Source organism: Streptomyces sp. NPDC058664 (assembly GCF_042716635.1).
Lineage (GTDB): Bacteria > Actinomycetota > Actinomycetes > Streptomycetales > Streptomycetaceae > Streptomyces.
This window is the reverse complement of sequence record NZ_JBHXRW010000003.1, coordinates 135,317-148,587: the sequence shown is the minus strand read 5'-3', so window position 1 is coordinate 148,587 and position 13,271 is coordinate 135,317. Positions and strand designations below refer to the sequence as shown.

11 protein-coding genes and 2 tRNA genes are annotated in these 13,271 nt (G+C 72.0%); 5 read left to right on the top strand and 8 right to left on the bottom strand.

The window, feature by feature from the left end; genetic code table 11:
• Window positions 1-5 precede the first annotated feature (5 nt).
• From ACFWUY_RS03885 to ACFWUY_RS03875, 3 genes are all read left to right on the top strand, one after another.
• Window positions 6-1,016: a DUF1906 domain-containing protein gene (locus tag ACFWUY_RS03885; RefSeq protein WP_384101666.1), complete on the top strand. Its 1,011-nt coding sequence runs from the start codon at window positions 6-8 to the stop codon at window positions 1,014-1,016.
• Window positions 1,017-1,154: 138 nt separating this feature from the next.
• Complete coding sequence (locus ACFWUY_RS03880; RefSeq protein WP_384101664.1) at window positions 1,155-1,700, top strand: SigE family RNA polymerase sigma factor; 546 nt, start codon at window positions 1,155-1,157, stop codon at window positions 1,698-1,700.
• 137 nt (window positions 1,701-1,837) lie between these two features.
• On the top strand, window positions 1,838-3,490 hold the full coding sequence (locus tag ACFWUY_RS03875) for a long-chain fatty acid--CoA ligase (RefSeq protein WP_384101662.1): 1,653 nt from the start codon (window positions 1,838-1,840) through the stop codon (window positions 3,488-3,490).
• A gap of 49 nt (window positions 3,491-3,539) precedes the next feature.
• On the opposite strand, the gene ACFWUY_RS03870 is transcribed toward ACFWUY_RS03875, so the two are convergent.
• Both ACFWUY_RS03870 and ACFWUY_RS03865 read right to left on the bottom strand, forming a co-directional pair.
• Window positions 3,540-7,394 (bottom strand): PAS domain-containing protein, encoded by a 3,855-nt coding sequence (locus ACFWUY_RS03870; protein WP_384101660.1) that lies wholly within the window; start codon window positions 7,392-7,394, stop codon window positions 3,540-3,542.
• A gap of 191 nt (window positions 7,395-7,585) precedes the next feature.
• The gene (locus ACFWUY_RS03865) at window positions 7,586-8,011 is read right to left on the bottom strand and encodes an SSI family serine proteinase inhibitor (RefSeq protein WP_384101658.1); all 426 of its coding nucleotides are present in this window, start codon (window positions 8,009-8,011) and stop codon (window positions 7,586-7,588) included.
• A 278-nt stretch (window positions 8,012-8,289) separates the two neighbouring features.
• Between ACFWUY_RS03865 and ACFWUY_RS03860 the strand changes: the two genes are divergently transcribed.
• Both ACFWUY_RS03860 and ACFWUY_RS03855 read left to right on the top strand, forming a co-directional pair.
• A tRNA-Ser gene (locus ACFWUY_RS03860) sits at window positions 8,290-8,380 on the top strand.
• Window positions 8,381-8,685: 305 nt separating this feature from the next.
• Window positions 8,686-8,758: transfer RNA gene (locus ACFWUY_RS03855), tRNA-Arg, on the top strand.
• Between the two features lie 99 nt (window positions 8,759-8,857).
• Here the strand turns inward: ACFWUY_RS03855 and ACFWUY_RS03850 are convergent.
• The 6 genes from ACFWUY_RS03850 to ACFWUY_RS03825 form a co-directional block, all read right to left on the bottom strand.
• Window positions 8,858-10,024, bottom strand: a complete 1,167-nt coding sequence (locus ACFWUY_RS03850; RefSeq protein WP_384101656.1) for a tyrosine-type recombinase/integrase — start codon at window positions 10,022-10,024, stop codon at window positions 8,858-8,860.
• Between the two features lie 416 nt (window positions 10,025-10,440).
• Entirely contained in the window at window positions 10,441-10,827 is a 387-nt protein-coding gene (locus ACFWUY_RS03845) for a hypothetical protein (RefSeq protein ID WP_384101654.1), read from the bottom strand.
• A gap of 513 nt (window positions 10,828-11,340) precedes the next feature.
• Window positions 11,341-12,180, bottom strand: coding sequence for a hypothetical protein (locus tag ACFWUY_RS03840; RefSeq protein WP_384101652.1), 840 nt, complete (start codon window positions 12,178-12,180; stop codon window positions 11,341-11,343).
• Entirely contained in the window at window positions 12,177-12,755 is a 579-nt protein-coding gene (locus ACFWUY_RS03835; protein ID WP_384101650.1) for a hypothetical protein, read from the bottom strand. Before ACFWUY_RS03835 ends, ACFWUY_RS03840 begins: the two co-directional genes overlap by 4 nt.
• A complete protein-coding gene (locus ACFWUY_RS03830; protein ID WP_384101648.1) occupies window positions 12,752-12,955 on the bottom strand; it encodes a hypothetical protein in 204 nt (67 codons plus the stop codon). Before ACFWUY_RS03830 ends, ACFWUY_RS03835 begins: the two co-directional genes overlap by 4 nt.
• Window positions 12,952-13,110 carry a hypothetical protein gene (locus ACFWUY_RS03825; protein WP_384101646.1) on the bottom strand — a complete coding sequence of 53 codons (159 nt, stop codon included), beginning with the start codon at window positions 13,108-13,110 and terminating at the stop codon, window positions 12,952-12,954. The genes ACFWUY_RS03830 and ACFWUY_RS03825 overlap by 4 nt, the downstream gene beginning before the upstream one ends.
• Window positions 13,111-13,271: the final 161 nt, after the last annotated feature.

Below are 13,271 nucleotides of genomic sequence, written 5' to 3'. Positions count from 1 at the left end.
CAGCGGTGGCCGGGCGCGCCGGGCGGACCTTCACTCGCGCCATGAGCACACACGCGTCACCCGTACCCGGACCCGTACGCCCCTCTCCGTCCACGCCCACGCCCACATCCCCGTCCCCGGCGCCCACGAGCGCGCGGTCGCGGTCCGCGCCGCCTCCCGGGGTGCGGGCCGTGGTCGCCGTCCTGGCGGCCGTACTGGCGGGGGCGGTCCTGCTCACCGCCCCCGTCCCGGCGTCGGCGGCCCGGCCGGCCGGCGGCGACCCGGCCGTGCCCACCGCCCCCACCGCCCCCGCGCGCTTCACCGGACGGGCCTTCGACACCTGCGACGCCCCCTCCCTCGCGGTGATGAAGGCCTGGCGCAGTTCCCCGTACGGGGCCGTCGGGATCTACTTCGGCGGCCGGGGCCGGGGCTGCCCCGTCCAACGGGAGCTGAACCCCGCCTGGGTCGCTTCCGCGCACGCCATGGGCTGGCGGCTGCTGCCCCTCTTCGTCGGCTCCCAGGCGCCGTGCGTCCTCTCCCCCGCGAAGCGGCCCTTCGCCATCGGCAGCAGCCCCTGGAGCCAGGGCACCCGGGAGGGCGGCGAGGCGGTACGGGCGGCGCGGGCCCTCGGCCTCGACGCGAGCAGCCCGCTCTACCTCGACATCGAGGCGTACCGGTCCGGTGACGCGCGCTGCGCCGCGACCACCCTCTCCTTCGTCCGGGCCTGGAACCGGGAGGTACGGCGGCTCGGCTACGTCCCGGGCTTCTACAGCAGCGTCGACACGGGGGTGCGGGACATCGAGGCGCAGCGGCGGGCGGGTACGGAGGACCTGCCGGCCGTGATGTGGTTCGCGCGCTGGAGCGGGAGGCCCGGGCTGTACTCCGAGTCGGTGCTGCACCCGGAGGCGTGGATGCCGCACGGCCGGATCCACCAGTACAGGGGCAACGTCGCCGAGTCGTACGGCGGGCACCGGCTCCTCATCGACCGGAACGCGATGGACGCGCCCGTCGCCCGCGTCACGACCGCGACAGGGTGACGGCCGACCCTGAGCCGTCCCCGACGGGTCTCCACCCAGAGGAGGTGGAGCGGTCCCCACCCCTACAACCTGAGGCGGACGGCGGGTCGGGACCTGGGGCCGATCCGCCGGGTGTCCCTCCCCTCCTAGCGTGGAGTCATGACTCCGCCACCCTCTGGCCCCGTCTGTGCCGGTGCCTCGCAGTACGCGTCGTACTCGACCTTCTCGTCGTACGTACGGGCCCGTGGGCCCGTGCTCCTGCGCACCGCGCGCTCCCTGACCGCCAACCCCTGCGACGCCGAGGACCTGCTCCAGACGGCGTTGGCCAAGACCTTCATGGCCTGGGAGCGCATCGAGGACCACCGCGCCCTGGACGGCTACGTCCGCCGCGCGCTGCTGAACACCCGGACGTCCCAGTGGCGCAAGCGCAAGGTCGACGAGTTCGCCTGCGAGGAGCTGCCCGAGCCCGCCGGTCTCCCCGAGCCGGACCCGGCCGAGCGGCAGGTGCTGCACGACGCGATGTGGCGCGCGGTGATGAACCTGCCGGAGCGGCAGCGTCAGATGGTGGTCCTCAGGTACTACGAGGACCTCAGCGAGGCGCAGACCGCCGAGGTGCTCGGGGTGTCGGTCGGTACGGTGAAGAGCGCGGTGTCCAGGGCGCTCGGCAAGCTCCGCGAGGACCCGGAACTGACCCCCGTACGGTAGGCGAACCGGGACAGAGCGGCCCCCGCGCCAGTGAACACTGGCAATTTCCCTACCCCTGGGTAGTGACATACCGCGCGGTACGTGCGCAGAATCTCCACACCCTTTCTGCCACGTAGCGCCCACCGGGAGGACGCCCCGTGTACAGCACCATGCAGGACGTACAGCTGACCGTGAGCCGCATCCTCAAGCACGGGATGACGATCCACGGAAAGTCCATCATCACCACCTGGACGGGCGAGCCCGAGCCGCACCGCCGCACCTTCGCGGAGGCCGGAGCACGCGCGCACCAGCTGGCCAACGCCCTGCGCGACGAACTCGGGGTCACCGGCGACCAGCGCGTCGCCACGCTCATGTGGAACAACTCCGAGCACGTCGAGGCGTACTTCGCGATCCCCTCCATGGGCGCGGTGCTCCACACCCTCAACCTCCGACTGCCCCCCGAGCAGCTGGTGTGGATCGTCAACCACGCCGCCGACCGGGTCGTGCTCGTCAACGGCTCGCTGCTCCCCCTCCTCGCCCCGCTGCTTCCGCACCTGCCGACGATCGAGCACATCGTGGTGGCGGGCCCCGGTGACCGTTCCGTCCTGGACGGCGCGGCCCCGCGCGTGCACGACTACGAGGAGCTGATCGCCGGCCGTCCGACCACGTACGACTGGCCCGAGCTCGACGAGCGTTCGGCCGCCGCCATGTGCTACACCTCCGGCACCACCGGTGACCCGAAGGGCGTCGTCTACTCCCACCGCTCGATCTACCTGCACTCGATGCAGGTGAACATGGCCGAGTCGATGGGCCTCACCGCCAAGGACACGACCCTCGTCGTCGTCCCGCAGTTCCACGTCAACGCCTGGGGCCTGCCGCACGCCACCTTCATGACCGGCATCAACATGCTCATGCCGGACCGTTTCCTCCAGCCGGCCCCGCTCGCCGACATGATCGAGCGCGAGAAGCCGACCCACGCGGCCGCCGTCCCCACCATCTGGCAGGGCCTGCTCGCCGAGGTCACCGCCAACCCCCGCGACCTCTCCTCGATGGCCCAGGTCACCATCGGCGGCGCGGCCTGTCCGCCCTCCCTCATGGAGGCGTACGACCGGCTCGGCGTCCGCCTCTGCCACGCCTGGGGCATGACCGAGACCTCCCCGCTCGGCACGATGGCCCACCCGCCGGCCGGTCTGACCGCCGAGGAGGAGTGGCCGTACCGGATCACGCAGGGCCGCTTCCCGGCCGGCGTCGAGGCGCGCCTGGTCGGCCCCGGCGGCGACCACCTGCCCTGGGACGGCGAGTCGGCCGGTGAGCTGGAGGTGCGCGGCACCTGGATCGCGGGCTCGTACTTCGGCGGCGTCGACGGCGAGGCCATCCGCCCGGCCGACAAGTTCAGCGAGGACGGCTGGCTCAAGACCGGTGACGTCGGCGTGATCAGCCCCGACGGCTTCCTGACCCTCACCGACCGCGCCAAGGACGTCATCAAGTCGGGCGGTGAGTGGATCTCCAGCGTCGAGCTGGAGAACGCGCTGATGGCGCACCCCGAGGTCGCCGAGGCCGCCGTCGTCGCCGTGCCGGACGAGAAGTGGGGCGAGCGCCCGCTGGCGACCGTCGTGCTCAAGGAGGGGGCGACGGCGGACTACGAGACGCTGAAGGCCTTCCTCGCCGACGAGGGCGGCATCGCCAAGTGGCAGCTGCCGGAGCGCTGGGCGATCGTGCCGGCGGTGCCGAAGACCAGCGTCGGCAAGTTCGACAAGAAGGTCATCCGCAAGCAGTACGCGGAGGGCGAGCTCGACGTGACCCAGCTCTGACCCACCGGCAACGACCACCAGTCGGCACCGACCGGCCCTGCGAAAGGGGCTAGTTGGTGCCGATCTTCGCGAGCAGGTCGACGATCCGGGCCTGGACCTCGGGGCTGTTCGACCGCTCGGCGAGGAAGAGGACCGTCTCGCCGGAGGACAGCTTCGGCAGCTCCTCCTCGACGAGGTCGGCCGAGGTGTAGACGACGAGCGGGGTGCGGTTGAGCTGCCCGTTCGCCCGCAGCCAGTCGATGATCCCGGCCCGGCGGCGGCGCACCTGCATCAGGTCCATCACGACCAGGTTCGGCCTCGTCCGGGTGGCGAGCGCGACCGCTTCCGTGTCCGTGGCCGCCCGCTCGACGTGCATCCCGCGCCGCTCCAGGGTGGCCGCGAGCGCCTCCGCGATGTCCTCGTTCTCCTCGATCAGCAGGACCCGTGACGGGTGCTGCTCGCTGTCGCGCGGCGCGAGCGCCTTGAGGAGTACGGCCGGATCGGCGCCGTACGCGGCCTCCCGGGTCGCCTGCCCGAGCCCGGCCGCGAGCAGCACGGGCACCTCGGCGGCGACGGCGGCCTGGCGCAGCGACTGGAGCGCGGTACGGGTGATGGGGCCGGTCAGCGGGTCGACGAAGAGCGCGGCCGGGAAGGCGGCGATCTGGGCGTCGACCTCCTCACGGGAGTGCACGATCACCGGCCGGTAGCCCCGGTCGCTCAGCGCCTGCTGGGTCGAGACGTCGGGCGCGGGCCAGACGAGCAGCCTGCGCGGGTTGTCGAGGGGCTCGGGGGGCAGTTCGTCGTCGACCGGGCGCGGGGCGGGCCGGTTGGCGACCTCGACGGCTCCGCCGGGCCCGTCGAGCGGCTCGGGGCCCTCGGCCGAGCCCTCCGCGGGCGCTCCTATGGCGTACGAGCGGCCTTCGGAGGCGGCGGGGACGAGCCCGAGCGCGGCCTCGGACTGCGCGGACGCTTCTGCCTGCTGCGGGTGCGGCCCGGCCTCGCCCGCGGTGGGTGCGGGGAGCGCGGCGGAGGCCGGCGGGTCGACCTCCGGCGGGGCGGCGAGCTTACGCCGCCGACCGGAACCGTTGGAGGGCGTCGCACCCGGAGGCACCGGGCCTGCCGGGGCCTGCGGGACAACCGGTGTCTGCGGGACCACCGGGGCCGGGGAGACCACCGGGGCCGGGGGGACGAAGGGAACGCCCTGTCCGAGGGTACGGACGCTGAACGCCCGCCCCTGGGTGGAGTCCTTGGACATCGGCAACTCGGGCGGAAGCGGTACGGAACCGGTACCGGTTCCGGAACCCGTGCTGTTGCGGGGTCCGGGCTGCGGCTGCGGGTGGACGCCCGGCTCCGACGGAGGCGTGACGGCCCGGCGCCGCCCGGTCGGTTCGGCCGGCGGTACGGCAGTGGGCGCGACCGGGGGGACGGCGGACGGGACAGGCCCCTGCGGCTGCGCGTGCGGATGAGGCTGCGGAGGCGTGTGGTCGGCGCCCGGGACACCTCCTCGTACGGCCTCGTGCTGTCCCTCGTCGGAGACCGGCAGCGGCCCGGCGAACGGAGCACCCGCGGAAGCGCCGTCCGGCGTGGCGACCGGCTCGGGGCGGTCGGCGTCGGCGGGCGGGAGCGCGAACGGCGTCCGCGGACCGGCCTCGGCCGCGGCCGCCCGCTCCTGGGCGGCGGCCAGCGCACGACGACGGCGCCCGCTCGGCCGCGCCTCCGGCACCCCCTCACCGGGAACGGAACCGGAAGCGACGGCAGGCAGGGCACGGGCGAGGGCGGGAGCGCCCGAGGGCTCGACGGCGACACCCTGCGGCGGCACGGCGGCGCCGAGCGCGGCCCGCCCCTGCGCGCCCTCGGCGGCGGTCACCACGGACCCCTCGGCCGGCCGACCACGCCGACGCCCGGTCGGCTCGACGCCAGGGGCACCAGGGGCGCCAGGGACACCGGACATGCTGGAGACGCCGGACACGGACGTCACAGCGGCGGCAGGGGGCGCAGGAGACACCGGAGGCGCAGGGGGGACGTCGACGGCCGTGTTCTGCTGGGCCGGGATCAGCTCGGCGGCACCGGTGGCCTCCCCCGTACGGGCACGGCGGCGCCCACGGGGCTCCGCACCGCCGCCCTCGGGGGCGACCGAGCTCTCCAGGAAGGCGTCCGTGGACCCGCGCCGGGCCCGGCGCCTTCCCCCGCCGGAGGTCTCCCCGCCGGAGGTCTCCAGGGCGTCCGCCGGAGCCGCCGTGACGGGCGCGACGGGCGCGCCGGCCTGCGCGGGCAGCGCGAGGGCCTCGCGGCCACCGCCGGCCGGTGCCGCTGTCCTGGTCTCCGCCGCGGGGACGGTGCCCCGCCCGGCGCCGACGGGGACCTCGAGGACGTACGCGCCGCCGCTCGTCCCCGGTACCTCGTGGGTCTGCACGACACCGCCGTGCGCCGCCACGATCCCGCGCACCACGGGTCCGTGGACGGGGCCGCCACCGGCGTACGGGCCGCGGACCTCGATCCGGACGACGTCACCGCGCTGGGCGGCGGCGACCACGATCGTGGAGTCGGCGGGCGCGGAGCCCGGGGCGGTGGCCCGGTTCTTGCCGGTCGCGTCGACGCCGGCGACGTCCGCGACGAGGTGCGCGAGCGCCGTCGCGAGCCGGGCCGCGTCGACCTCGGCCTCGATGGGCGGGGCGTGCACGGCGAACTGGGCGCGGCCGGGCCCGATCAGCTCGACGGCCGCGTCGATGCCGGCCGTCACGACCCCGTCGAGGAGCGCGACGCGCTTGTCGAGCCGCTCCGCGCCGGCGTCCAGGCGCTGGTAGCCCAGGACGTTGTCGACGAGCGCCGTCATCCGGGCGTACCCGGCGGCCAGGTGGTGCAGGACCCGGTTGGCCTCGGGCCACAGCTGGCCGGCGTCGTCGGCGGCGAGGACGCCCAGCTGGGTGCGCAACTCCTCCAAGGGGCCGCGCAGGGACTCGGCGAGGACGGCCGTGAGCTGTTCGTGCCGGGCGGCGAGGGAGGCGTACCGCTCCTGCTGCACCTCCCGCTCGGCCGCGTTCCGCTCGGCGCGGTCGGCGAGCTCGGCGGCGTTCCGCTCCGTGATTTCGGCGAGTTCGGCGGCGTGCTGCTCTTCGAGCTGCTCGTACGGCCTGCGGTCGGTGAAGGTCATGACGGCGCCGACGAGCTGGTCGCCGTCGCGCACCGGGGCGGTCGTCAGGTCGACGGGGACCCGCTCGCCCTTCTTCGACCACAGGACCTGCCCGCGCACGCGGTGCTTGCGGCCCGACTTGAGGGTGTCGGCGAGCGGCGACCCCTCGTACGGGAAGGGTTCGCCGTCGGCCCGCTTGGCGAGGATCAGCGGGTGCAGTTCCTGGCCGCCGAGTTCGCCGGCGCGGTAGCCGAGGATCTGTGCGGCGGCGGGGTTGACCAGGACGACCCGGCCGTCGGTGTCCGTGCCGACGACGCCCTCGGCCGCCGCGCGCAGGATCATCTCGGTCTGCCGTCGCGAGCGGGCGAGCTCGGCCTCGGTGTCGAGGGTGCCGGTGAGGTCCCGCACGACCAGCATGAGCAGCTCGTCGCCGGTGTAGCCGCTGTACGAGTCGTAGGCCTCGCGCCCGTCCTCCAGGCTGGCGCTGGTCACCTCGACGGGGAACTCGCCGCCGTCCGTACGGCGGGCGATCATCCGGGTCGGCTTGGTGCGGCCGCGCTCGTCGGTGCCCTCGGGGCGGCGCATCGAGCCGGGGATGAGGCGCGAGTCGAAGCCGGGCAGCAGGTCGAGCAGGCCGCGCCCGACGAGTGCGGTGCCCGGCGTCTCGAACATGCCGAGGGCGATGGTGTTGGCGTTGACGACCGTGCCGTTGCAGTTGACGAGCACGAGGCCGTCGGGGAGGGCGTCGAGTATGGCTGCGAGGCGAGCAGCGCCTCGGGATGGCCTGCTGCTCACGAGACGCTTCCTCCCTGACCCACTGCACTTGCCTGTCGCACTTGCCTATCGGCCGGCCGGTCCCATCTTGCCCCTCGGGCCGCAGCCTGTCACTGAGGGGAGTCTAAGGGAGCCTCCGGGGGTGCTTCCTGCCTCCGCCCCTGCCTCGTCCCCTCTCCATCCCTCCCCGTCCATCCCTCCCCATCTCCTCCTCATCCCCCGAGGAGGGGAAGGACGGGCTCCAGGTTCTCCCAGCGGTCGATCTCGCAGCCGTCGGCCCGGGAGAAGCGGGCGTCGACCTCGCGGCCCTGCCAGGTGCCGGTGATGTGCGCGACGGCGGGTCCGCCGTACACCTGGGTGCAGAACCGGTCCTCGGGAACGGGCAGGAACGGGTTCCCGCCCGCCTCCGCGAGCCGGTCGAGCCGCTCGCAGGCGCTCTCACGGTCCGGATGGTTCCCGCCGGCCCGGCCGTCGCAGGTCAGCTCGAAGGTGCCGTCGGCGTCCGGACGGCCGCTCTCGGCGACCGTCACGGTCAGGGTGCCCGGCGAGGAGAGCAGGGGCGGCGACGGCAGCGGGCCGAGCCCGGCGGCGCCGGCGGCGGCGGTGGCGAGGGTCGCGAGGACGAGGCTGCGCAGCATGGGGATCTCCCGGAGCGGTGGCGGAACGGCGGTGGGGCGGCGGGGCACGACGTGCGCGGGCGCACGTCGTGCCCCGCCTCCTCTAACGCTCCGGGCGCCACGGCGTTGCGCAACCGGGGTACGCCGGGCGGCGGCTTCGGTGGACGCGCGGGACGGCGCGGCCGCCCTCGGGCTTTGCCCTCGACCCCGGAGGGCTAGTACGGTGAGAATCAATTGGTGACAGCAGGTTCGCCTGTGTCATCATCTGCACGCACCACTCGCGTATGCGCGGGGTGCATGGAGGCGTCGCCTAGTCCGGTCTATGGCGCCGCACTGCTAATGCGGTTTGGGTCTTAAAGCCCATCGAGGGTTCAAATCCCTCCGCCTCCGCCCCTACCGAAGCCCCGGCCCCAGGCCGGGGCTTCGGCCGTTCCGGCCCGGCTTCACCCCTCGGCTTTTTCATGCGCCCCGGGTTTCGTGTGACCCCGGTCTCTTTCCGCGCCCCACCGCCCGCACGAGCCCCCTCGACGCGACTCCGCCGCCGACTCCCCGGGAACCCCTCGCAGAGCGTTTTCGCAGGTCACAAGGGGTGGGGGGAATGGATTTCACATGGCGGCGGCAGTCATGTAATGTTCTTCCTGTCGCCGCGAGCGGGCCGAAAGGCCGGGGAGCGAAGGCAAGAAACAAAAGAACAAGCACTCGTAGCTTAACGGATAGAGCATCTGACTACGGATCAGAAGGTTGCAGGTTCGAATCCTGCCGAGTGCACAGCAAAGTAGCAGCTCAGGGCCCATGTCTCACCTCGTGTGAGACGGGGCCCTGACTGCTTTCTCTCACGTTTTCTCACGGCCGCACGGTATGGCCACCTCACCCGAGCAGCTCGCCCAGCTTCTCCGAACCAGCCCTCAGCGCGTCCGGATCGCTGTGGACATAGATTCGCTTCGTGAAGCCGAGGTCGGCGTGTCCGGCCCATGCACTGACGACGACGTCCGGCACTCCGTTGTTCGCCATCCAGGACAGGCAGGCGTGCCGCGCGTCGTACAGCCTCACCTTCCGTACCTCGGCCGTCGCCATCGCCTTGTACGCCCGACGCCGCAGCCAATCCGTCTTCACCGCCTGGCCCAGCTCGTCGCACGCGACCCGCCCGGAGTTGTGCCACCCCTCGCCAGCCTCCAACTGCTCCTTGATCTGGCGCCGGCGGAAGGCCCGGAGTGCCTGCCGGACGATCTCGGGCAGCGGCAGGCCGCGCTCACCCGCGCCCGACTTGGCGTCCTTCTCCACCACGACGCCAGCGACCATGGTGCGGGTCGTCTCCACCCGCAGCGTGCCGGCCTCGAGGTCGACGTCAATCCAGCGAAGGCCTGCTACTTCGGCCGGGCGCAAGCCGATCAGAGACAGCAGCCACACGGCGTACAGCCGGTCCGTGGCGACGTGTCCGAGGAACTGCTGCACCTCCTGCTGAGTCCACGGGATGTACGTCTTCTTCCTGGCCTTCGCCTCCTTCCTCGCCGCCCGGGGGATCGTGACGTGCTCGGCAACGTTCCGCGTCACCAGCTGGCGGCGGACGGCCAGAGTCAGCGCGGCACGCAGACGGCCGAGCGTGAGGCTCACGGTGCGCTCACCAACCCCGGTGCCCGGCTTCCCGCCGCGACGCCGGGCGCTGGTCAGCATCCAGTCGATAAGCCCCTCGATGTCCTCCTCGGTGAGCTCCTGCAGCCGCTTCCCGCCGAGGAAGGTCTGCACGTACCGCATGGCGTCCTCGTAAGAACGCTTCGTCGCCGCCTCGACGTCGCGGGTCGCAGAGTTCAGCCAGGTGTCCACCAGGTCGTTCACAGTGAGCTTGTTCGGTGGCACAAGGGTGCCGGCGCTCCGCTGGTGCAGGATGCGGGCCCGCTCGTCGACGACCTCCTTGCGGGTGTCCTTCGTGATGGTCAGCTGCTTACGCCTACCGTGTGCGTCCCTGCCGACGTCCACGACGGTGCGGTATCGCACCTTGCCGTTCTGCAGGGTGATCCGCTTGATCGAATCCGTCATTGCGTGCCTATCTCTCGTGTAGCGCTACCGCGGGTTCCGGTGCGCCTCAGTGGTTGTCATGTCGCCCCTTTCAGGCAGTCCTGGCGCGGGCCCTTGAAAGGTCAGACGGTGGTGCGGGCGGTTCTACAGCAGGCCGGGATGTCCCTCGGCCGGCCGCCTACGTCCCGGTCTCTGGGCGGCCGTAGACGTATTGACGCTGGCTTCTTGTACGGGACTGGGGATCTGGATCTTCGGCGGCATCAGAACCCCGCGAGTCCATGCCTCGCGGGCCGCCTGCCAGTCGGACAGGCCCAGGTACCACGTCCTGTACTCCGGGAACGGATCGTCCGGCGCGGCTGGCTCTCTCCACTCGCGCCAGTCGTACCGGGCCAGGTGCGAGGGAAGTTCGCCGCGTGCCCGGCTCCGCCTCGGTCGGCTCATCCGGCACCATGCCAGCGCGTCACGGCGGCCCGCCTCGCCTGGCTCTGACGAGCACGGGCATCACGCTCCTCGTCCTCGTCGTCCCGCAGCTTCAACGATGCGAGCAGGCGGGCGACCAGGCCGCGGTGCTGCCGGAGTTCCTGGACGAGCGGGTTCGCGACGTCCTGACCCATCGAGCCCTTCACCACCAGCGGCGCGTTCTGCAGCTCGAGGTGCATCCGCTCGATGAGGTCGATCTCCCGGCAGGCGTCCTCGAGGATGCGGAGCTCATCGGAACGCAAGTCCTGCTCGTCGACAATGTCCTGCCACAGCTGCGCGGCCTGCCGGCCAAGCCCCTCGGGTGGTTCCGGGGGCGGCACGAAGGCTCCTTCCAGCACTTCCATGATCACTTCCTAGGGGTTGAAAAACACAGGGCGCCGAGCACGCAGACAGTCAGGTGCTATACGGCCCCGATAGCCCGACGGCGGGGGGAGGGGAGGGGGTGCCAGGGTGCCGACCATCCTCGGGGTGTCGACTGAGCCGTCCGCCCGGCCCGCTGGCCGGAGTGACAGCGGCCGATGGAGAGGACTCGGCTGGCCGTCGCGTCTGCTGCTCGTCTCGCTCGATGCTGTTGTTGATGTTGCTTTGCTTCGTTGATCAATCAAGTTGTTGAACTCGAACTTCGATCTTCGATCTTCGATCTTTGATCTTTGTTCTTTGTCTTGTCTCTGCCCTTGCCCCCACCCCCCGGGGGGGAGGGGGTGGGGTGAGGGGTGGCCCCGGCCGGCGGACGTGGGGTGCGCCTGGCCGGGACCGTCGGCGCTGGCGCGTGAGGCTGGCTGCTGCCCCTCGCACCATCGGTCTGCTGCTCGCCCATGAGCCATCGAGAGCAGTGCCGTTGACGCCGAGCCTGTGGGTCATGCGGTCTCTGCGAGGTACTGCTCGGCAGCTGCCTCGCCGCCTTGAAGGGTCATCGCCGACCGCCGTGCGTGGCCCGCGTCCCTCCACCGTTCGACCTGTGCCGACCGCTGCCTCACCTCACCCGGTGTGGCCAGCGACAGCGACAGGTCTGTCTGCCTGACCAGGTACACCCATCGTGCGACCGGTGCCTGCCTGAACTCACGCCACCGCGAGATGGCAGGAGACAGGCGGGCCCAGTCGTCCGCCATGACCCCGGCGATGGTGGGTTCGGGTACGGCGGCGACAGCGAACAGAGCGTTGTCCCTGCCCCCGTCGCTACCCGCCACCTTCACGATGTCGTCCCGGTCGTGGATGAGCTGCTCGAGCTGGGCGACCGCACCTTCGGCCTTGTTGTAGGCCGTCGCGTGGACCGGGTTGTTCCAGTCCAGCCGGCCGGAGTCGACGAGGTCGAGGGACTCGGGCAGCTTGGCCGCGGCCTTGGTGACGACGCCGACGAGGGTGGCGAACTCCTTCTGCAGTGCGGCGATCCAGGCGGGGACGGCGGCGCGGGCGGCGTCCACGTACCGCTGGTCGGCCTCGTCCGTGAACAGACTGGCGGCCCTGCGGGTGACGTCGGCGAGGCGGAGCGCTTCGGCGTGCTGTCGGATGACCTGCTCGGTCTCGGCGGCCAGGTCGGGCAGGTCGGGCCGTTCGGGGTCGGGCATGTGGCTGGTGTCGAAGACGGCGCCCCGGATCTTCCGGGCCTCTCTCACGCCGTCGGGGACGGGGAGCTTGCGCCGCTCGGCCGCGGTGACGGCCTTCTCGGCGTCGGACACGTGGACTCCGAAGTGCATCACGCTGCCTCCAGGTCCTGCTCGGCGAGGCCGGAGATGTGCGTCGTCGACAGGTTGCCGAGAATGCCGGGGGTGGGAACGACGTGGGCGAAGCCGTGACTGATGCTCCATTGCGTGGCCTGGTCGGGGTCGGGGAGTTCGTTGTACTCGGTGACGTGGTCGCGGAAGCCGGGCTGGTAGTCGGCGTAGGCCTCGAGGACGCCGTCCCACTGCATGCTGGCGGCGTGCTGGGCGAGGGCCTGGGCCATGGTGTGGTCGCCCTGGCGGATGGCGTCGCGCAGCTGGTCGGCGGCGACGCGCGGGTTGTCAAGCTTGGCGACGCGGTCGTTGGCGTCGCGGCGGGCGATGACGGTCTGGGCGTCGGCGGCGTTCTCGCGGCCGAACATCTTGCGCTGCAGCTGCTCGCGCCGGCCCCGGATGGCGTCGACTTCGCCCTGTCGGAGCTTCTCCATCTCGCTCTGGGCGGCCTTCCATGTCTTGGCGGCCATGACCTGCTTGGCGTGGCTGCTGTAGACGTTGCTGCCCTCGATGCGGGCGATCTCCTGCTGGTAGCGGACCATGATCTGTTCGCGGTTCATGGGGTTCCTCCGGTGGTGGTGAGGGTGAAGCCCTGTAGGGGCTCGAACTTGGGGCACTGTCCGGCGTGGAGGTCGGTGCAGCGCGGGATGTGGGGCTTGCGGCAGAGGCGGGCGCCGCAGTCGGCGACGCACAGCCGGTAGCGGCCTCGGGGCAGACACCGGTCACAGGCGGCGCAGCGGGGTCGCGGGCGGGCTGTCACCGCTGGTCCTTGTTCCAGCGGCGCATCTTGGCCGCATGCCTGGCCTGCAGCCCGTACTTACGGCGTTCCGCCAGTTCCTCCCGGCGACGCTTCCGCTGCTCGTCCTTCCGCTTCGCCGCCGCTATGCGCTCCTGCACGATGTCGTCGACGTTCATTGGCGTGTCCTCCTGGTCTGTGGCTGGTGTCTGAGACGGACATCAGCGGGCGATCCGGCGGGGTCTTGAAGGCCCGCTGCCGGGCGGAAGTGGAGGGTTGTGGAGGGTTTTCCGAAACTCCCTACACGTGTGCGCATGGAGAGAAATCGGGAGACCCTCCA

Excerpts from the sequence above, each read along its gene's own strand:
- ACFWUY_RS03835 (WP_384101650.1), bottom strand. The coding sequence starts at position 12,755 with ATGAACCGCGAACAGATCATGGTCCGCTACCAGCAGGAGATCGCCCGC.
- ACFWUY_RS03865 (WP_384101658.1), bottom strand. The coding sequence starts at position 8,011 with ATGCTGCGCAGCCTCGTCCTCGCGACCCTCGCCACCGCCGCCGCCGGC.
- ACFWUY_RS03880 (WP_384101664.1), top strand. The coding sequence starts at position 1,155 with ATGACTCCGCCACCCTCTGGCCCCGTCTGTGCCGGTGCCTCGCAGTAC.
- ACFWUY_RS03845 (WP_384101654.1), bottom strand. The coding sequence starts at position 10,827 with ATGGAAGTGCTGGAAGGAGCCTTCGTGCCGCCCCCGGAACCACCCGAG.
- ACFWUY_RS03850 (WP_384101656.1), bottom strand. The coding sequence starts at position 10,024 with ATGACGGATTCGATCAAGCGGATCACCCTGCAGAACGGCAAGGTGCGA.
- ACFWUY_RS03825 (WP_384101646.1), bottom strand. The coding sequence starts at position 13,110 with ATGAACGTCGACGACATCGTGCAGGAGCGCATAGCGGCGGCGAAGCGG.